This window comes from Pseudomonas sp. S5F11, assembly GCF_019641515.1.
Lineage (GTDB): Bacteria > Pseudomonadota > Gammaproteobacteria > Pseudomonadales > Pseudomonadaceae > Aquipseudomonas > Aquipseudomonas rhodesiae.
On record NZ_JAIFJZ010000001.1, the window covers coordinates 1,856,672 to 1,876,224 of the forward strand.

Here is a 19,553-nt window from a genome sequence, read left to right on the forward strand (position 1 = left end):
CAGAGTGACCGGCCATTCAGAGACTGAATAACCCGTCTGCGTTCACAGTCGCCGGGGCCGCGCGGTATAGTCCGGGCATTGATGAATTCGAGGAAACACCGATGAAGTTCGAAGGCACCCAGGCCTACGTTGCCACCGATGACCTGAAACTGGCCGTCAACGCTGCCATCACCCTGGAGCGTCCGCTACTGGTCAAGGGCGAGCCGGGCACGGGCAAGACCATGCTCGCCGAGCAACTGGCCGAATCCTTCGGCGCCAAGCTGATTACCTGGCACATCAAGTCCACCACCAAGGCCCATCAAGGCCTGTACGAGTACGACGCGGTCAGCCGCCTGCGCGACTCGCAGTTGGGCGTGGACAAGGTGCACGACGTGCGCAACTACCTGAAGAAAGGCAAGCTCTGGGAAGCCTTCGAGTCCGATGAGCGGGTGATTCTGCTGATCGATGAAATCGACAAGGCCGACATCGAGTTCCCCAACGACCTGCTGCAAGAACTCGACAAGATGGAGTTCTACGTCTACGAAATCGACGAGACCATCAAGGCCAAAAAACGCCCGATCATCATCATTACCTCCAACAACGAAAAAGAGCTGCCGGACGCGTTCCTGCGCCGCTGCTTCTTCCACTACATCGCCTTTCCGGATCGCACCACCCTGCAAAAGATCGTCGATGTGCACTACCCCGACATCAAGAAAGACCTGGTCAGCGAAGCGCTGGACGTGTTCTTCGACGTGCGCAAAGTCCCCGGCCTGAAGAAAAAACCCTCCACTTCCGAACTGGTGGACTGGCTCAAGCTGCTGATGGCCGACAATATCGGCGAGGCGGTGCTGCGCGAGCGCGATCCGACCAAGGCCATTCCGCCATTGGCCGGCGCCCTGGTGAAGAACGAGCAGGACGTGCAGTTGCTGGAGCGTCTGGCGTTCATGAGCCGTCGCGGTAATCGCTGATGTTGCTCAACCTGTTCAATGAAATGCGCGCAGCCAAGGTGCCGGTGTCGGTGCGCGAATTGCTCGACCTGATCAACGCGCTCAAACAACGCGTGACCTTTGCCGACATGGACGAGTTTTACTACTTGGCCCGGGCGATCCTGGTCAAGGACGAGCGGCATTTCGACAAGTTCGACCGGGCCTTCGGCGCGTATTTCAACGGCCTGGAAAAACTCGATGATCACCTACAGGCGCTGATCCCCGAAGACTGGCTGCGCAAGGAATTCGAGCGTTCGCTCAGCGATGAAGAGCGTGCGCAGATCCAGTCCCTGGGCGGCCTCGACAAGCTGATCGAGGAATTCAAGAAGCGCCTGGAAGAACAGAAAGAACGCCACGCGGGCGGCAACAAGTGGATCGGCACCGGCGGCACCAGCCCGTTCGGTTCCGGCGGTTATAACCCGGAAGGCATTCGCGTCGGCGACGCCGGCAAGCGCCAGGGCAAGGCCGTCAAAGTCTGGGACCAGCGCGAATACAAAAACCTCGACGACCAGGTGGAACTGGGCACGCGCAACATCAAAGTGGCCCTGCGCCGCTTGCGCAAATTCGCTCGCCAAGGGGCGGCGGAAGAGCTGGATATCGACGGCACCATCGACCACACCGCCCGCGATGCCGGCTTGCTGAACATTCAGATGCGCCCGGAACGGCGCAACACCATCAAGCTGCTATTGCTGTTCGATATCGGCGGCTCGATGGATGCCCATGTGAAGATCTGCGAAGAACTGTTCTCCGCGTGCAAGACCGAGTTCAAGCACCTGGAGTACTTTTACTTCCATAACTTCGTGTACGAGTCGGTGTGGAAAAACAACCAGCGCCGCACATCGGAGCGCACCTCCACCCAGGACTTACTGCACAAGTACGGTGCCGACTACAAAGTGATTTTTATCGGCGACGCTTCGATGGCGCCGTACGAAATCACCCAGGCCGGCGGCAGCGTCGAGCACTGGAACGAAGAGCCCGGGTATGTGTGGATGCAGCGCTTCATGGCCAAGTACAAGAAGCTGATCTGGATAAACCCATACCCCAAGGAAACTTGGGGGTTTACGGCCTCCACCGGGATTGTGCGGGAGTTGGTGGAAGACCAGATGTACCCGCTGACGCTGCGCGGGCTGGAAGAAGGCATGCGCTACCTGTCCAAATAACACCAGATCCAATGTGGAGGCTTGCCCCCTGGTGCAATCTGCCTGCCCCTCTGTCACTGACGCGCCGTCATCGGGGGCAAGCCCCCTCCCACAATTTGGAAGCGGCGCAATGGCTTTTTCCAAGTAGTACCGACATCCAATGTGGGTGGGGCTTGCCCTCTTTAGCAGTCTGCCTGCCCCTCTGCCACTGACACGCCGTCATCGGGGGCAAGCCCCCTCCCACAGTTTGGAGGCGGCGCAAATGCTTTCTCCAAGTAATACCGACATCCAATGTGGGTGGGGCTTGCCCCCTTTAGCAGTCTGCCTGCCCATCTGCCACTGACGCGCCGTCATCGGGGGCAAGCCCCCTCCCACAGTTTGGAAGCGGCGCAATGGCTTTTTCCAAGTATTACCGACATCCAATGTGGGTGGGGCTTGCCCCCTTTAGCAGTCTGCCTGCCCATCTGCCACTGACGCGCCGTCATCGGGGGCAAGCCCCCTCCCACAGTTTGGAAGCGGTGCAATGGCTTTTTCCAAGTAATACCGACATCCAATGTGGGTGGGGCTTGCCCCCTTTAGCAGTCTGCCTGCCCCTCTGTCACTGACGCGCCGTCATCGGGGGCAAGCCCCCTCCCACTGTTTGGAAGCGGCGCAGATACTTTCTCCAATTAATACAGACATCCAGTGTGGGAGGGGGCTTGCCCCCGATTCCGGTGGTGCAGTCACTGACGAATGGACTGACCTAACTCTATCGGGAGCAAGCCCGTCCCGCCGTTTGGAAGCGGCGCAAATACTCGATGTGCTGCCGATGCGCCGTTTCCTGCACCACCGGCGCCAATCGCACTTTCTGCCCCGGCAGACATTGCGCCAGCCTGGCCAAGGCCAAGGGTGTCAGCGCGCCCAACCGTGGATAGCCGCCGATAGTCTGGCGATCATTGAGCAGTACGATCGGCTGCCCATCCGGCGGCACTTGGATCGCCCCCAGCGGAATCCCTTCGGAGATCAACGACGGCCCCTGATACTGCAATGGCGTGCCCAGCAGGCGCATGCCCATGCGGTCGGCACGGCTGTCCAAGGCCCAGTCGGTGTTGAACGCATCGAACAGGCTCTGGCCGCTGAACTGGCCGATCTGCGCGCCGACAATCACGTCCAGTGAGCCGCCGGTTGGCAACGCCGGCTGACTCAACTCCTGCAGGGCACCGCCGGTTCCGAAATAGCTCAACCGACCGCCTGCGGCCAGTGCGTTGCCCAAGCCATCCACACCTCCGAGTGCTTCACGAACCACCGTCGCGCAACTGCCCAGCACCGCCGGCGCATCAAACCCGCCCGGCGCCGCCAGGTACGCCCGCGCACCGTCGAACGGTTGGGTAAAGCGCAGGCGCTGGCCCTTTTGCAGGACAAAACTGCGCCCAGGGCTGATGGCACGCTCGTCGATATGCGCACCCAGGTCTGCACCGGCCAGAGCCAACAGGCAATAGTCCTCAGCCTTTACGGTGAAGCCGCCGAGGGTAATTTCCACCACCGCAGCGTTCAGCGCATTGCCCAGCAGCCAATTGGCCCAGGCCATCGACACCCAATCCAGCGCGCCGCCCTGGGTGACGCCCAAGTGGCGCACGCCAAAACGCCCGGCGTCCTGCAACAGGCACAGCGGGGTGCTGGCCTCGATCGATAAGCGGCTCATGGCTGCGCCTCCAGCGGCGTGTCATCGCCACCCAAGCGGATGAATTCGGCGTGATCCACCGCCTGGAAACGCACCGTGTCGCCGGGCTGCATCAAGCTGTAGCCGCCGCGCTCGCGGTCGAAGAGTTTGGCCGGGGTGCGGCCGATCAGGTTCCAGCCGCCCGGCGACACCACCGGGTAGGCAGCGGTCTGCCGCTCGGCGATCCCAACACTGCCGGCCGCCACGCGTTTGCGCGGGGTGCTTAGGCGCGGAGTGGCGAGGGCTTCATCCACCAAGCCCATAAAAGCGAATCCGGGAGCAAAACCAAGGGCGAACACCTGGTATTCGTGGGCGCTGTGGCGGCGGATTACCTCGTCCACCGTCAAGCCGCTACGCTGGCTGAGCACGCTCAGTTCCGGGCCGACGCGCAGGTCGTACCACACCGGCAAAACATGGCACTGGCCGCTGCCCTGGGCCTGGGGTTGCAGGTCGGCGAGGGCTTGATCGATGCGGTGCCGCGCCTCGGCCGGGCTCAACGCGGTGAGCTCGTAATGCACCATCAAGGTGGTATAGGACGGCACCAGATCCACCAACGCCGTGCCGAAAGCGCTGCGCAATCGTTGGGTAGCGGCGAGCATCCACGGCATATTGGCTTCGGCGATCACGTCGAACAGACGCACCATCAGACAATCGATGGCCACCACTTCAATGCGTGGCTTCATGCTGACGTCAACGCCGCGCGGATACGTTGCACGGCGGCGATGGAACTGGCGTTGTCGCCATGGACGCACAAGGTATTGGCCTGCAATACCAGGGCGCTGCCATCGCTGGCGGTGAGCGGCTCGCCGCGAGCAATAGTCAGGGCTTGCTGGAGCACGGTGTCAGCGTCGTGATGCACTGCGCCCGGCAGTTGGCGCGATACCAGGTGGCCGTGGCTATCGTAAGCACGGTCGGCGAACGCTTCGAACCACAAGGTCAGGCCGTATTCGTCGCCCATCGCCTGGGCTGCGCTGTTATCACGGGTGGCCAGCAGCATCAACGGCAAGCTGCCATCGTAGGCCGCAATGGCCTGCATCACCGCGCGCAGTTGCGCGGGTTTGGCCATCATGTCGTTGTACAACGCACCGTGGGGTTTGACGTAGCTGACGCGTGCGCCCTGGGCACGGCAAATGCCATCGAGAGCGCCGATCTGGTAGTGCAACAGGTCCTGGATTTCTTCAGGGCTGTAAGCCATCGAGCGGCGACCGAACCCTTGGAGGTCCTGGTACGCCGGATGCGCACCGATTTGCACGCCATGCTTGAGCGCCAGGCTGACAGTCTTGCGCATGATGCTCGGGTCGCCGGCATGAAAGCCGCAGGCCACGTTGGCGCAATCGATGAACGGCATGACCTCGGCATCCAGGCCCATGGTCCAGTTGCCAAAGCTTTCGCCGATATCACAATTCAGTAGCAGGCGGCTCACGGTGGTCGCTCCTGTAGGCTTTGTTTTTTTGTAGTGTGGGATTTTTACCGTCGGACACGCAACTTGTCCTGACACCCCCACGCCGCTTATCGTGGAACGACTCGATTTTTGGCGCTCGCCCCGTGCGGCGTCCAACTAATAAAAACCGATCCAAGCATAAGAAAAAGTTGATCCCATGAATTTGAAGTTCCTCGAAACCTTCGTTTGGGTCGCCAGGCTCAAGAGCTTTCGCCTGACCGCCGAAAAGCTCTTTACCACCCAGGCGTCGATCTCCAGCCGCATCGCCGTGCTGGAAAGCGAACTGGGGGTGAAGCTTTTCCTGCGCGATTCCCGGGGGGTGAGCCTGACCCCGGAAGGCGTCAAGGTGCTCGACTATGCCGAGCAGATGATGGTGACCCTGCAAGGTTTGAAACAATCCCTGGAGACCACCAGCAGCAAGGTCGGACGGATTCGGATCGGCGCCATGGACACAGTGATCCACACCTGGCTCAGCCCGTTGGTGGCGGAATTGATGGACCATTTCCCGCTGGTGGAAATCGAATTGGTCGCCGATACCGCGCTGAACCTCAGCGATCAGCTGCAAAAAGGCTTTCTCGATCTGATCCTGCAAACCGACCTGCTGCGCCTGGAAACCGTGCGCAGCCTGGAACTGGGCAGCCACCCGATGGCCTGGATCGTCGCCAGCCAATCGATCTATAACCGTGACTATGCCTCCCTTGCCGACCTGGCCCAGGAACGCATCATCACTTATTCGAAAAATTCCCACCCGCACCAGGACGTGATCCGCCTGATGCAAGCCAATGGCGTTGCTGCGCCGCGTATGAACTGCGTGAACTCAGTGTCGGCGATCACCCGCCTGCTGCGCGACGGTTTCGGGATTGGCGCGCTGCCGCCGGTGCTGGTCGGCGAAGAACTGGCCCGCGGCGAACTGCTGATGCTGCCCATGGAACAACGTTTGCCGAACCTGCAAGTGGTGGTGTCGTGGCGCGTGGGCGTGGAGTTGGTGGAGGAGATCGTGGGGTTGTGCCAGAAAGTAGTGGCCCGGTATGCCGAGGAAGTCGGCGAAGAGCGGATGGTGCTGGCAACTTAATAAACCGGATATGAATGTGGGAGCGGGCTTGCCCGCGATAGCGTCAGTGACAGTTCGGCTGACTGATCCACTGCTATCGGGGGCAAGCCCCCTTCCACATTTGATCGAGTTGGGCGTTAGAGCCCCTTGAGGTCCCGCTCTTCAATCGGCCGGCTCTGGCGCAGGCGCTTGCCGCCCAGCACGATCCAGTCGATCAAGCGGTACAGGCATTCCAGGCCGAACGACAACAGCATCGCCCCACCCAGGCCCCAGCCCATGGCTTCGGGGGTCAGCAGGATCTGGTAACTGTAGCCGTTCCAGGTTTCCTGGCGGATATCCGGGTCGGCGGCCACCGCCACTTGCAGCGCACGGATATACCACGGGCCCTGCATGGCCTGGAATTGCTTGTCCAGCGCCACTTGGCGATCGAGCAAAGCGCCCAGGCTGCTGGCATCGCTCTGGAACACCGGGTCATCGCTGGCGCGGTAATGCTCGACCAGGGCGTGCATGTCCCCCTTGAAGAACTGCTGCGCCGTGGTTTCGAAGCCACGCAGGCTGGTCTGGGCCTCGATCAGGTGGGCTTCGACGCGCTTGGCGTAATCGCTGATAAACCCCGGCACTTGCACACCGACCAACAGGCCAATGGCAAACAGCACCAACCGCAGATAGCTGAGCAACATAGTCGATGTCCTTACTCGGTAATGCCCTGGCTGACGCATTCTCCGCGTCGCCATAGGCTCCATTGACCCGGTTCGTAGCGGGTCCAGTTTTCGTTGTCGGTCAGGGGTTCGGTGGCAATCACCGTGACCACGTCATTGGGCGTGGTTTCGGCCTGAAAATCGACGATCACGTCGACATCTTTCAAGCGCGCCGGACCGAACGGTGCACGCCGGGTGATCTGGGCCAGTTTGGTCGAGCAATAGCAGAACAGCCAGTCGCCATCGCTGAGCAGGCAGTTGAAGACGCCTTTGCTGCGGTACTCGGCGCAGGCGGCGATCAGGTCCGGCAGCATTTGCTCGATGTCCACCGGCTCGGGGAAGGCTTCGCGCACGCGGTTGAGCAGATCGCAGAACGCCGCTTCGCTGTCGGTATCGCCCACCGGCCGGTAGAACGTGGCGCGTGGGGCGAAGTCCGCCAGTTGGCCGTTATGGGCAAAACACCAGTTGCGCCCCCACAGCTCGCGCACGAACGGGTGGGTATTGGCCAGGCTCACCTTGCCGACATTGGCCTGGCGGATATGGCCAATCACCACTTCGCTTTTGATGGGATAACGCTGCACCAGCAGGGCGACTTCCGATTCGCTGCTCGCGGCCGGGTCCTGAAACAAACGCAGGCCACGGCCTTCGTAGAACGCGATACCCCAACCGTCGCGGTGCGGCCCGGTGCGCCCGCCGCGCTGCATCAGCCCGGTAAAGCTGAACACGATATCGGTGGGGACGTTGGCACTCATGCCCAATAATTCACACATGCCAGGGCTCTCGCTGCAGGGCTTACAACGTTAAAGACGCGGTTCGACTCGCATACCGCTGACGGGCGCCGGACGCCGGAAAGGTTCGTCATCGTCCTGGTCTTCGGCGGCCAGGGCGGCGTCGGTGGCGGCCTTGCGCTCGCGGCGCGCCTTGGCGGCACGCTCGATGGGCCAGCGGATCAGCACGAACACCAGGTACACGCCGAACGCAATCATGGTGTACATGAACAAATCGGAGATGGCACGCCAGGCGTTATTGCCGACCTTGAGCACCAGGTCCATCGCCGTAATGGCCACGGCCGGCGCGAACTGGGTCTTGACCGGATCGACGATGGTCGGGCTGAACAACAGCACCGCCATCAGCAGTTGCAGCGGCTCGCGCAGCCAGCGCCAGATCCAGCGGGTCAGGCGCCACCACACCAACAGGCAGCCCAAAGCAGCGAAGGCGTAAAGGCCCCAAGCGGTCAGATAGTCGTTCTCGGTCATGGTGTCCATGGCAAGGTTGGCAAACAGGCGGCTATCATAACGGCTTTTGCGTGTCACGGCTGCAATGCCCGCCACCTTCCGCCAGACAGAGAGTGATCCATGCCGTCATCGACCCACATCACTGCCGCCCCGATTGCCCGCAAGGCCCCCGGCCAGGACCCGTACGCCTGGCTGCAAGAGCGTGACAGCGCCGAAGTGCTCGATTACCTCAAAGCCGAAAACGCCTGGCAGGAAGCCCAGCTCGCCGATCAAGCGGCCCTGCGCGAAAGCCTGTTTGACGAGATCAAGGGGCGCATCCTCGAAACCGACCTGTCCCTGCCCTCCCCCTGGGGCCCGTACCTGTATTACACGCGCACCACCGCCGGTGACGAATATGCGCGCCACTACCGCTGCCGTCGCCCCGCCGACGACAGCAACCAAGTGGATGACAGCAGCGAAGAACTGCTGCTGGACCCGAACGTGCTGGCCAACGGCGGGTTCTTCTCCCTCGGCGCGTTCAGCATCAGCCCCGACCATCAGCGCCTGGCCTACAGCCTCGATACCAGTGGCGATGAGATCTACACCCTGTTCGTGAAGGAATTGGCCACCGACAAAGTCAGCGAACTGGAATTCGATCACTGCGACGGCAGCATGACCTGGGCCAACGACAGCCTGACCCTGTTCTTCGGCGAATTGGACGACACCCACCGCCCGCACAAGCTGTATCGCTATCGCCTGGATGGCACGGCGGCGCAGGAAGTGTTCCACGAGCCTGACGGACGGTTCTTCCTGCATTGCTACCGCTCAAGCTCCGAACGCCAGTTGCTGCTGGCGCTGGGCAGCAAGACCACCAGCGAAATCTGGGCGCTGGACGCCAACCAGCCGCACCTGGACTTCACCTGCGTGGCGCCACGGGTGGAGGATCACGAATACGATGTGGACCACGGCCAGCTCGATGGCCAGTGGACCTGGTTTATCCGCAGCAACCGCGACGGCATCAACTACGCGCTGTTCGTCGCCGCCGACACCGGCGAGGTGCCCACCGAAGCCGATTGGCACAACCTGATCCCGCACCGCGACGACGTGATGCTCGACGGCGTGAGCCTGAACGCCCGCGCCATGACCCTGAGCCTGCGCATCGGCGGCCTGCCGGTGATCGAAGTGCATCCCCAGGACCTGGCGGCCTACCGTGTGGAGTTGCCCGACGCCGCGTACAGCCTCTACGTACAAAACAGCCTGGAATTCCCCAGCGACCGCATCCGTCTGCGCTACGAAGCACTGAACCGTCCGGCCCAAGTGCGGCAGTTGGAGCTGGCAAGTGGCGCGCAACAGGTGCTCAAGGAAACCCCGGTACTCGGCGTGTTCAATGCCGACGACTATGTGAGCCAGCGCCTGTGGGCCACGTCGGCCGATGGCACCCAGGTGCCGATCAGCCTGGTGGTCAAGCGCGATCAGGTGGGCAAGCCGACACCGTTGTACCTGTATGGCTACGGTGCCTACGGTTCGAGCCTGGACCCTTGGTTCTCCCATGCGCGCCTGAGCCTGTTGGACCGGGGCGTCGCGTTTGCCATTGCGCATGTGCGCGGCGGTGGCGAGTTGGGCGAGGCCTGGTATCGCAACGGCAAGCAGGAACACAAGCAGAACACTTTCAGCGACTTTATCGCCTGCGCCGAACACTTGATCGCCCAGGGCCTGACCACGTCCAAGCAACTGGTCATCAGCGGCGGCAGTGCCGGCGGTTTGTTGATCGGCGCGGTACTCAACCAACGTCCCGAGCTGTTCCAGGCGGCGATTGCCGAAGTGCCGTTCGTGGATGTGCTGAACACCATGCTCGACCCGGAACTGCCGCTGACCGTCACCGAATACGACGAATGGGGCAACCCAGAAGACCCGGATGTCTACGCACGCATCAAAGCCTACGCGCCGTACGAAAACGTCCGCGCCCAGGCTTACCCGGCCATGCTGGTGATTGCCGGCTACAACGACAGTCGCGTGCAGTACTGGGAAGCGGCCAAGTGGGTGGCCAAGCTGCGCGACACCAAGACCGACGACAACCTGCTATTGCTCAAGACCGAACTGGGCGCCGGTCACGGTGGAATGAGCGGTCGCTATCAGGGATTACGTGACGTAGCGCTCGAATATGCATTTGTGTTCAAGGCGCTCGGGTTGATTTAGGAACTTAGTGCGGCGGTTCGGTCTGAACACAGGACCGCCCCTGTTTTGATGGACCCAATTGCTGCCATGCCACCACCGACACAACTCAATAATGAAATCCGCGACATGCTGATGGACTGCGGATTGTTCGATCCTTTGTTGCCGGAAGATTTTCATATCGCTGCCGGCTACTTCAACATCAGCAGCATTGCCCAAGGCGAGGTGATCTTTCTCGAAGGCGATGCGGGCACCTTCATGTGCATCCTCCACAGCGGCCAAGTGGCGGTGCAGAAGGCTCATCACGACGGCCAACCCGTGACCATCGCCACCCTGCGCAGCGGCCGGGCCTTTGGCGAGATGGCGGTGCTCGACGGCGAGCGACGCTCGGCCAGTTGCGTGGCCGCCAGTGCTTGCGTGCTATTGAACCTGGGCAAAGACTCCCTGGAGAAAATGCTCAACGAAGCGCCACGGGTCGCTGCCAAGATTATCCGCGCGATTGCGATTGCCTTGTCCAAGCGCCTGCGCATGGCTGACGGGCAACTGCTATCGCAGCAATTCTAGCCGCCGGGTGTCTTCGGTTTACTGTCGTTCTGCTGCAAGCCGGGCACTGTCTGGTCTTTTGGCGGTGCGGGCAAGACGATGGGCGCCAGGGGCGGCGAACCGTTGCTCTTGGGTACCACCGGCGGGGTGACCTGGGGATACAGGGTGGGCGTTGGCGTACCCGGTGCGCCGGGAGTTGGCGCGGGGGCGACCGGTACGGTTTGCAACTCCTGAGCCTGCGCCGCACCCAATGCGAGCGCGCTCAACACAATGACCGTTAGAATGCTGCACTTCATCGATGGCTCCATGGCCTGACCGGAATGTCGTAAGGCTACTCCCAACCGCGCAAGAATGCCCTTCCCAATGAGATTTCCATGAAACGTTTCGTTCTGCTGGACACCACCCCAATCCCTGACAACGGCGGTGCCTTGTGCCTGTTCGAATACGGCGAGGATTTTGTCATCAAGATCCAGGGCGGCGACGGTGGCCAGTTGATGAACACGCGCATGCACGGTTCCGAAGACGCGCTGGCCGAGATCCCCTGCCGCAAAGTTGCTGGCCGCTCGAACTCGCGGGTGTTGATCGGCGGTCTGGGCATGGGCTTCACCCTGGCCTCGGCTCTCAAGCATCTGGGCAAAAATGCCGAAGTGGTGGTGGCCGAACTGGTGCCTGGGGTCGTGGAATGGAACCGTGGACCGCTGGGGGAAAAATCCGGCCGGCCATTGCTGGACCCACGCACGGTGATCCGCCAGGAAGACGTGGCCAAGGTGCTGCAGGCCGAGCCCCAAGGGTTTGACGCGATCATGCTCGACGTCGACAACGGCCCGGAAGGTTTGACGCAAAAGGCCAATAGCTGGCTGTACTCCGCCGGTGGCCTGGCCGCCTGCGCCAAAGCGCTGCGCCCCAAGGGGGTGCTGGCGGTGTGGTCGGCCAGTGCCGATAAACTGTTCAGCGATAAACTGCGCAAGGCCGGCTTCAAGGCCGAAGAGGTGCAGGTGTTCGCCCATGGCAACAAAGGCACGCGGCATACCATCTGGATTGCGGAAAAGCTCAAGGGCTGAATCCGTTGAAGATCCCATGTGGAAGGGGGCTCGGCCCCGATAGCGGTCTATCGGTGCCAGGTGCAGTGACTGCCCTCAAGCAGCTAGAATCAACCCTATCCGTGACCCACCTAATAGCCAGGAGCCATGATGAGCTCGACTAACCCGCCCTCCCACACCGCCAAGCTGGACCGCATCCTCGCCGATGCCCAGCGCGACCGCGAAATGGGCTACCGCGACAAAGCGCTGAAGATGTACCCCCACGTATGCGGCCGCTGCGCCCGCGAATTCTCCGGCAAGCGCCTGAGTGAACTGACGGTACACCACCGCAACCACAACCATGATGACAATCCCCAGGACGGTTCCAACTGGGAATTGCTGTGCCTGTATTGCCACGACAACGAACACTCGCGCTACACCGACCAGCAGTACTTCGGCGAAGGCTCGACCAGCAGCCCAACGATTGCCAAGGCCACCCACAACCCGTTCGCGGCGTTGGCGGGCTTGATGAAGAAAGACGACTGAACATTGCCGTCGCCTGTTCCCTCCCGCTTCCCACATTTCTAGGGTGCTCACAAGCGAAATGTGGGAGGGCGCTTGCCCCGATAACGCGGGCCCAAGCAATACATGCCCTCCAGGCCGTATAATCTCCGCTTTTCTTCAAGGCACCCTTCCCCGTGGGCAATAAACGCTACAGCTGCATCGGTCTGTATAACCCCAAATCCCCGGAAAACGTCGGTTCGGTGATGCGTGCCGCCGGCTGCTATGGCGTGGCCTCGGTGTTTTACACCGGCGTGCGTTACGAGCGCGCCCGGGACTTCATCACCGACACCAAGAAGGTCCATCACGATATCCCGCTGATCGGCATCGATGACCTGAAAAAAATCCTGCCGCTGGGCTGCATTCCGGTGGCCGTGGAACTGGTGGACGGCGCCCGCCCGTTGCCCGAGTACACCCATCCGGACCGCGCGCTGTATATCTTCGGCCCGGAAGACGGCTCCCTGGATAAAGACATCCGCGACTGGTGCGAAGACGTGGTGTACATCCCCACCACCGGCTGCATGAACCTCGCCGCCACGGTCAACGTGGTGCTGTACGACCGCTTGGCCAAGGGCAACAACACCCGTTCGGGCCCCAAGTATTGATTTTTTCGGAACATCCAGCGTCTGCGAGCAGTCAGTTGCAGACACTTGCCCTTGTTGGAGAGAGATCATGAGCGACAGCAAAACCTTGCGCCCTGTCATCGAACACACGCCGTTCCAGACTCAGCCCACCCAAAACGTACACGGCTGGGAGCGCATCGGCTCCGTGGCCGGTGGCGTCGTGATGGTCGGCAAAGGCCTGCGCCGCGGCGGGATTTTCGGCCTGATCCAAGTGGCAATCGGCGGCGTCGCCCTGGCGCGCGGCTTCACCGGGCACAGCTCGCTCAAGGACAAACTGGAGCAAGGCCGCCAGGAAATGAACGCCGTGCGCACAAAGATCGAGCGCGCCGGTGAAGAGTTGAAGAACCTCAAGACCCGTGCCGAAGTGGCGGCGGAGAAAGCAGTTAAGACTGCCGGCTGATACAGCTCTTCGACATAGTGGAGATTCAAATGTGGGAGGGGGATTGCCCACTCCCACGTTTGGATTTGTGCGTGCAGGGCTGAGGATCAGCGTAAAAGCTTGGAGTCGAGCACTACCGACGATTCGCCGATGATGCTCCCGGCCAACTGCACAAACTCCGCGGTGGTGATGCTATCGGCGCGCATCACTGCTTGTGCCAAGTCATCCAGTGAGCGCTTGTTGTGGGTTTTCACGCGGATCTCGCGATCCAGCTCCTGCATCACCAGTACCGCCCGGGAAACCGTCGCACCGCTGACATGTTCGCCGCGCAGGCTGGTCACGTCCTTGCCTTCCTTGGTCAGCCGCGCCTGAATCGCCGCGTAGCGCTCATCGGTGATACCACCGCCACGGCGCAGCAATTCGATGGCGTAAAACTCTGCCAACCCTTCGCTGATCCAGTCGCTGGTGTCATGGTCATTGAAGCGACCAATCGCCTGCACCACCTCGCGCAACAACGGGCTGCTGCCGTTTTCGCTGACCAACGGCGTGCGGCTGTTGAGAAAGATCGAGTCACGCGCCGCGAACGCACCTCGGCGCATCGGATCACTGGCGCCCACCACCAGCAGTTTCGCCGGGTGGCGCGGGAATGCCGCTTCCACTTGCGGCCAGACAAAAGTCAGCAGCGTCAGCACATCCATGCGCCGCATGGCCTGCCCCTTGGGCGACGCCACGGTGACATCGGTCTCCCCCAGGCGCACGCGACGACTGCCCAGATTGCCGGCGAGCATCCAGCCAGTGGGACGGTCGAACAGGCGCGAGACATTGTCGATACGGAATTTATTCTTACCGATCCGTGGCCAGGCGGTTTCGACGCTCTTCCAGCCGGCCGGCAGGTCGAATACCAGGCGCGAGACCAACTCAACCCCGTCCTGCTGATCGAGCCGCGCGGGCGGCACCAGATCCTCGCCGCGAAACACCGCCCAGCTCGGCGTGAACCGGGTGTCATACACACCCGGCTTGCGTGTATGCGTAAGGCGGACCCGGTAGGTCAGGCTGGCTTTGTCCGCGCCGGGCTGCCACAGGCCACGGTGACCAGTGACTTTCCACTGCCCTTCAGCCTTGAAGTCGCTGTAGTCGCCGCCGCTGCCCAAATCGAAATCCAGACCACGCACCGCCGAGCCCTGGGACAGGCTAATACGCACCTCCGCCTGTTCGGTCTGCGGCAGCAGTTTGACGTGGTAGTCCAGGTCGACTTTCCTGGCGCTCCACGCCGCGCCGCTGATGGCCAGCATCACCAGACCTGCCGCCCACTTGGCTGCAACTGTCATACACACTCCCCTCAGCCAGCGCGGAAAATCAGGTAATCCTCCCAGTCGTCTTCGGGCACGCTGCCTTCGCTGAGCATGCGCCCGGACTGGGAAATACGTTCATGGTGCACGGCGTCGCGGTCACCGCAGACGAGATGGTGCCAAAGCGGCAAATCCTTGCGCTCACTCACCAGGCGATAGCCGCAGGTGGGCGGCAGCCACTTGAACTGGTCGGCCTGGCCTGGCGTGAGTTGGATACAGTCCGGCACCGAGGCGCGGCGGTTGGGGTAGTCGGTGCACTGGCAGGTTTTCAGGTCCAGCAACTTGCAGGCGATGCGCGTGTAATAAACGCTGTTGTCATCTTCGTCTTCAAGCTTTTGCAGGCAGCACAAGCCACAGCCGTCGCACAACGACTCCCATTCCTCCTGGTCGAGTTGATCGAGGGTTTTGCGTATCCAGAAGGGTTCGACTTTGGCGGCCATGGGTCTGCATCGGTATCGGTCTGTGAAAAGGCCGCCAGTCTAGTGCCCTCGCCCCTCGGGGCCAAGCGCTTACGACTGGCGGTGTTGCAAGACTTGTCAGTCTAGCGGGCGCGCAGTAGCTTGGAGCGCCGAATTGACCATCAGGAACCCGCCCATGACCCGCGTTGCCGACTACCCGATCCATCCCCAGTTCACCGAACGCTGGTCGCCCCGCGCGTTTACCGGCGAGAGCATCCCGAAGGAGACCTTGTTGAGTTTCTTCGAGGCCGCACGCTGGGCGCCATCGGCCTACAACTCGCAGCCGTGGCGCTTTCTCTACGCACGCCGCGACACGCCGGACTGGAAGCGTTTCCTGGGCCTGCTCAATGAATTCAATCGCGGCTGGGCACAGCATGCCTCGGCACTGGTGATCATCGCCTCGAAAACCGACTTCATTGCCCCTGGCGCCAGCGAGGAAACCCCGGCGCTGTGGCACACCTTCGACACCGGCTCGGCCTGGGGCCATCTGGCACTGCAAGCCAGCCTCAGCGGTTGGTACACCCATGGCATGGCCGGTTTCGATCAGGAACTGACCCGCAAAGAGTTGAAGATTCCCGAGGGTTACGCACTGCATGCGGCGGTGGCCGTGGGCAAGCTGGGCGACAAATCGAGTCTGCCGGAATACCTGCAAGGCCGCGAAACACCGAGCCCGCGCCGGCCGTTGAGCGAGTTGGTGTCCGAAGGTGATTTCAGCCTGTAAGGCCGTACGCCCTGCCGCTCAAACGGCAGGGCATGCTGTGACGCCACCTGGGCTCAAACCTACGCCAGCCCCCGTCGTGTCATGAGCCAACCAACCCACTGAACTGCCAAAGCAAGGTGCTCTTCATGTCGTTGTAGGCATCCAGAACGGGGCCGACCACGAACTCCGCCGGCATCGATTGGATATCCACCGGATACACCACTTTATCGCGGGCCGAATACAGGAAGTTCTTGAGCTGCAAGTCCTGGTGATAGATGCCTTTTTCCTCCATTCGCCGCAGTGCGTCCTCCAGTAAGGTGCTGGCCTGCGGCGGCAAGCTGCGGCCGCCGACGGTGCTGAGCGCGACGCCATCCAACTTGCCCATTTTTATATAGGCCTGCTCGCCTTCGATAATCGCCGTTGCAAAGCCAGCGCCGTAATAGGTGTTCAGGCAGTCAGTTTCTATCTGCACATAGCTGGGGATATAGCCACGGACGGGATCAACGAACTCTTTATAGACACTCTTGCCGTCAAGGCTTTCGTAAATTGTGCCTTCGCCACCTGCGCCGATGATGGGCCCGAGATCCTCGGCAACCGTAGGTGGATTACCGCCGCGAGCCCCCAAACGCAGCCACTGGTCGCCTTCGACATGCTGCACCATCACCGGAGTCTGGCGATTGTTGTGGTAAATCCTCGCCTGCACCGCACCGTCTTGGGTACGGGTGACTTGCCGAACCTCATACACAGCGGTTGCACCGGTGCTGTCGGTTTGGCGGATAAAGGATAGATGGCCATCCGCTCCCGTATAAACCCCTCGACTGTTGCGCGTGAGCCCGGCAATCCTGGATTCGGGCACGCTGTACTGCCTCAGGGCTCGGTTACTCAGCTCGCTACCCGGATCGCGTCTTACGCTGGTCAAGGCCCCGCCTACCGCTTTGGTCTGCGCGGTGAACTCCTCCAGCGGGGGCCCATATGGGCGCAGGTGGTCGACATCAAAGGCATACCAACGACCGTTATTAAGTACCGCGCCCCCCTCAACGGCCTGGCCCGCCACCTTGAACGTGCCGGTTGCCGCTGCGTCGTACTGCTTGCTGACCGTCTTCAACAGGTCATAACTGCCGGCGGCGCCCTTGAGCTGATTGACCCCGCTCAACGCCTTGCCCAGCAGGTAACTGCCACCCCGACGGATCAACCCCGCGCCTTGACCAATCAAATCGCCCAGGCCACTGGCCGGGTTGAATGCACCGATTGCGGTAGTGCCGATGATCCTGGCCACCTTCAACACCTTGACCCCAGCAGACGCCGCCGTGGCGCCCACTTTCGCCAACCTGGTTGAGGCCCCTGCGCCGGCGGTGACAAAACCGAAGACATCCATCCCCAGATCCAATGCGCCATCCAGGTAATTGCCCTGCTTAAAATTGCCGATCGCTGACCTGAGCGGCACCAGATTCAGGAAAAAATCCGCCAGCTTCCATTCGTTTTCCATCTGCCGATCGTAGGTCGTGACGCCCTTGGCCTGCTTGACCGCTTCGTCATTGTCGATATCCAAATGTTCGACAAAGGCATCGGCGATGAACTGTGTTCGCGCGCTCTCAAAACTTGACGGAACGGCCTGCTCTACCCGATTCGGCGCAGCACCGCTGTTATGCCGCGGTGTGAAGGGCTCGATAGGGAAGACCCGGTTGGCCTCGCGCTCACGCTCGCGGGTCAGCACCGAAGCCGGCATCGTTCGAATAGCGCCTTGCTTCAGATCCAGGGCGTAGACGCTGACGCCACGGGGCCGGGTGGCCTTGATCAGTAGCGTGGGGTTCTTGTGCTCCAGGGTCCTACCGGTCAAGCCCAGCCCCAGCGCGTATGTATGGTTCTGGAAAAACTCGAGTTTTCCATATTCGAGGTTTTGTCGATCAGCCAAGGGCAATTGCGCCACCAGGTGTTTAATCGTCGTGCCTATGCCCTGCTTGCGCGCAGCGATTGCCTGGTTGAGTTGGTTATTGAAAACCCCATGGGCGTCCAGCTTCAGGGACTTGCCCTTGATCGCGTTGCTCAGGCGTGGGTCGCGGGTTTCCCAGGCGTAGTTGTGCAACCCGCCCATGGCAATATCGAGCATTGAGTGCAGGCCCGCTGGCGCGCGGTTCGGGTCGTACAGTGGCTGGTCGAATCCGGGCCTCGGGTCTTTGACGCTCAGGCGCTTGGCCTCGAAGGGCAGGCCCTCGCCGAACCGTTCCTTGAGCTTGGCCAACGCAATCTCCTTGCGGTTCGGCAGCTCGGTTTCCATCAGGCTGGAGGCCTGCACACGCTCATCCATCTGGCGATTGAAAGCGGTTCTGACCCGCTCGATCTCGGCTGGGGTGTAGCGCTCGTCGGGTTTGGCCGACACCACGCCGTTGACCACGCCCCAATCCAGCAAAGCGGCACTCTGGGCGTGTTGGGTGACCAGCGGATCGGCCATGGCGGCACGCTTGGCCTGGAGCATGACCTGGGCAAACGTCATATTCGGCACTGAACCCGGCGCCTGGGCCTCGATGGTTGCCGCCGCAATCGACAGGCTGACCCAGGCCGGGCTGCCAAAGGTCACGTTGTCAGGCAGATCCTTCACCAGAAGCTGCGGGGCGTTGCGGGCCAGTAGCGCGTAGGCGCCCACATTGGCCATGCCGGCGCTGGTCTGGCCGCTGTCCACCAAATGCTGCTTCAGCCCGGCGCGTATCTCGGTGATGGGCCTGCCCCAGTAGCGCGGCTGAGCCAAATCGAAGCCTGCGACTGTATTGCGACGGGGTGCGGCGACCGATTGGGGATCGAGCACCACGTTGATCGCCGCCAGCGTGTAATCGTTGACGCTGGTGTCGGTGGCGATGCCATTTAACTGTTGCTGCATGGCCTGGCCCAGTGCCTGGCCACGGGCGGAACCGACCAGCATTTGCAACGCCTTCGCCGGATCGTCGGCGGCATCGCTGGGGAGCGGACGGTTGCCGTTGAGGTACTCCAGCGCCCCTGCACTGGGGCCCGTCTGGGGATTATTCGGGTGATGCGCGGCATAGTCGGTAGCGGCGCGCAGCAACATGCGCTGTGCATCGCTCGTCAGCGCGACAGGCCAGGACAGGCCACCGCCGAAATTACCCAAGGGATGCGCCAGGGCGCGCTCGCTGACCGCGTCCGCCAGGCTTGTCAGGTGAAAGAACCTGGCCGGCAGGCGCAGACCGTTGGCCTGGATAAAAGCCTCAAGTGTTGGGTCGGCACCGAGCTGCGCAAGGCTTGAGGAGTCGGGATGCAGGTCCATCCGCGTCTGCCGCAACGCAGCCTGCACAGCCTGTGGCGTGGCCGCCGGGCCAAGCCGGGTCGCCATGGCTGCGAGCTGTTGCCCGAGGACTTTCCAGTTATGCCGGTCGCCCAACGCCGTGCGCAGGTGAGCATTAGCGGTGGGCAACGCCGCCGGTACCTGGGACGGGGGAATGACCGCGTCGGCAGCCGGCGCGGGGAATAACGGAGTAACGCCAGAAGATGAGGAAACAGCACCGGAACTGAGCATGGGCGGGCACTCTTTTTGG

The 19,553-nt window shown here is 61.8% G+C and carries 20 protein-coding genes; 10 read left to right on the forward strand and 10 right to left on the reverse strand.

What is annotated here, in order from left to right; genetic code table 11:
* Positions 1-101: 101 nt before the first annotated feature.
* Positions 102-947, forward strand: coding sequence for a MoxR family ATPase (locus K1567_RS08170; protein ID WP_034112447.1), 846 nt, complete (start codon positions 102-104; stop codon positions 945-947).
* Positions 947-2,125: a VWA domain-containing protein gene (locus tag K1567_RS08175; protein ID WP_034112446.1), complete on the forward strand. Its 1,179-nt coding sequence runs from the start codon at positions 947-949 to the stop codon at positions 2,123-2,125. Before K1567_RS08170 ends, K1567_RS08175 begins: the two co-directional genes overlap by 1 nt.
* Positions 2,126-2,852: 727 nt before the next feature.
* On the opposite strand, the gene K1567_RS08180 is transcribed toward K1567_RS08175, so the two are convergent.
* The 3 genes from K1567_RS08180 to K1567_RS08190 are packed head-to-tail and all read right to left on the reverse strand — an operon-like array spanning position 2,853 to position 5,226.
* Complete coding sequence (locus tag K1567_RS08180) at positions 2,853-3,785, reverse strand: biotin-dependent carboxyltransferase family protein (RefSeq protein WP_034112445.1); 933 nt, start codon at positions 3,783-3,785, stop codon at positions 2,853-2,855.
* Complete coding sequence (pxpB, locus tag K1567_RS08185; RefSeq protein WP_220698337.1) at positions 3,782-4,486, reverse strand: 5-oxoprolinase subunit PxpB; 705 nt, start codon at positions 4,484-4,486, stop codon at positions 3,782-3,784. The genes K1567_RS08180 and pxpB overlap by 4 nt, the downstream gene beginning before the upstream one ends.
* Entirely contained in the window at positions 4,483-5,226 is a 744-nt protein-coding gene (locus K1567_RS08190; protein ID WP_220698338.1) for a 5-oxoprolinase subunit PxpA, read from the reverse strand. Before K1567_RS08190 ends, pxpB begins: the two co-directional genes overlap by 4 nt.
* Before the next feature lie 175 nt (positions 5,227-5,401).
* On the opposite strand from K1567_RS08190, the gene K1567_RS08195 reads away from it, so the two are divergent.
* Positions 5,402-6,316 (forward strand): LysR family transcriptional regulator, encoded by a 915-nt coding sequence (locus K1567_RS08195; RefSeq protein WP_099312569.1) that lies wholly within the window; start codon positions 5,402-5,404, stop codon positions 6,314-6,316.
* 116 nt (positions 6,317-6,432) lie between these two features.
* On the opposite strand, the gene K1567_RS08200 is transcribed toward K1567_RS08195, so the two are convergent.
* From K1567_RS08200 to K1567_RS08210, 3 genes are read right to left on the reverse strand one after another with little or no spacing between them, the layout of a single operon-like run.
* Positions 6,433-6,975 (reverse strand): DUF2937 family protein, encoded by a 543-nt coding sequence (locus K1567_RS08200; RefSeq protein WP_034096452.1) that lies wholly within the window; start codon positions 6,973-6,975, stop codon positions 6,433-6,435.
* An 11-nt stretch (positions 6,976-6,986) separates the two neighbouring features.
* Positions 6,987-7,763 (reverse strand): class II glutamine amidotransferase, encoded by a 777-nt coding sequence (locus K1567_RS08205; RefSeq protein ID WP_034096451.1) that lies wholly within the window; start codon positions 7,761-7,763, stop codon positions 6,987-6,989.
* A gap of 30 nt (positions 7,764-7,793) precedes the next feature.
* Positions 7,794-8,324: a hypothetical protein gene (locus tag K1567_RS08210; protein ID WP_034096450.1), complete on the reverse strand. Its 531-nt coding sequence runs from the start codon at positions 8,322-8,324 to the stop codon at positions 7,794-7,796.
* Positions 8,325-8,348: 24 nt separating this feature from the next.
* On the opposite strand from K1567_RS08210, the gene K1567_RS08215 reads away from it, so the two are divergent.
* Both K1567_RS08215 and K1567_RS08220 read left to right on the forward strand, forming a co-directional pair.
* Positions 8,349-10,403 (forward strand): S9 family peptidase, encoded by a 2,055-nt coding sequence (locus K1567_RS08215; RefSeq protein ID WP_220698339.1) that lies wholly within the window; start codon positions 8,349-8,351, stop codon positions 10,401-10,403.
* A gap of 66 nt (positions 10,404-10,469) precedes the next feature.
* Complete coding sequence (locus K1567_RS08220) at positions 10,470-10,943, forward strand: cyclic nucleotide-binding domain-containing protein (protein ID WP_034096785.1); 474 nt, start codon at positions 10,470-10,472, stop codon at positions 10,941-10,943.
* Here the strand turns inward: K1567_RS08220 and K1567_RS08225 are convergent.
* The gene (locus K1567_RS08225; protein WP_034096448.1) at positions 10,940-11,218 is read right to left on the reverse strand and encodes a hypothetical protein; all 279 of its coding nucleotides are present in this window, start codon (positions 11,216-11,218) and stop codon (positions 10,940-10,942) included. The two genes, K1567_RS08220 and K1567_RS08225, sit on opposite strands and share 4 nt — an antisense overlap.
* A 78-nt stretch (positions 11,219-11,296) precedes the next feature.
* On the opposite strand from K1567_RS08225, the gene K1567_RS08230 reads away from it, so the two are divergent.
* From K1567_RS08230 to K1567_RS08245, 4 genes are all read left to right on the forward strand, one after another.
* Positions 11,297-11,983, forward strand: coding sequence for a spermidine synthase (locus K1567_RS08230; RefSeq protein ID WP_220698340.1), 687 nt, complete (start codon positions 11,297-11,299; stop codon positions 11,981-11,983).
* 129 nt (positions 11,984-12,112) lie between these two features.
* Positions 12,113-12,487, forward strand: coding sequence for a YajD family HNH nuclease (locus K1567_RS08235; RefSeq protein ID WP_025858458.1), 375 nt, complete (start codon positions 12,113-12,115; stop codon positions 12,485-12,487).
* Between the two features lie 152 nt (positions 12,488-12,639).
* Positions 12,640-13,107, forward strand: coding sequence for an RNA methyltransferase (locus tag K1567_RS08240; RefSeq protein WP_034096446.1), 468 nt, complete (start codon positions 12,640-12,642; stop codon positions 13,105-13,107).
* Between the two features lie 67 nt (positions 13,108-13,174).
* On the forward strand, positions 13,175-13,525 hold the full coding sequence (locus tag K1567_RS08245; protein ID WP_034112432.1) for a DUF2892 domain-containing protein: 351 nt from the start codon (positions 13,175-13,177) through the stop codon (positions 13,523-13,525).
* 86 nt (positions 13,526-13,611) lie between these two features.
* Here the strand turns inward: K1567_RS08245 and K1567_RS08250 are convergent, their stop codons facing one another.
* Positions 13,612-14,832, reverse strand: a complete 1,221-nt coding sequence (locus tag K1567_RS08250) for a hypothetical protein (protein WP_099312576.1) — start codon at positions 14,830-14,832, stop codon at positions 13,612-13,614.
* 11 nt (positions 14,833-14,843) lie between these two features.
* On the reverse strand, positions 14,844-15,293 hold the full coding sequence (locus K1567_RS08255) for a YcgN family cysteine cluster protein (RefSeq protein WP_034096443.1): 450 nt from the start codon (positions 15,291-15,293) through the stop codon (positions 14,844-14,846).
* Positions 15,294-15,447: 154 nt separating this feature from the next.
* Here K1567_RS08255 and K1567_RS08260 point away from each other — a divergent pair, with 154 nt between their 5' ends.
* Complete coding sequence (locus tag K1567_RS08260; RefSeq protein WP_220698341.1) at positions 15,448-16,032, forward strand: nitroreductase family protein; 585 nt, start codon at positions 15,448-15,450, stop codon at positions 16,030-16,032.
* Positions 16,033-16,111: 79 nt separating this feature from the next.
* Here K1567_RS08260 and K1567_RS08265 read toward each other — a convergent pair whose 3' ends face one another.
* A complete protein-coding gene (locus K1567_RS08265; RefSeq protein WP_220698342.1) occupies positions 16,112-19,534 on the reverse strand; it encodes a hypothetical protein in 3,423 nt (1,140 codons plus the stop codon).
* Between the last annotated feature and the right edge of the window lie 19 nt (positions 19,535-19,553).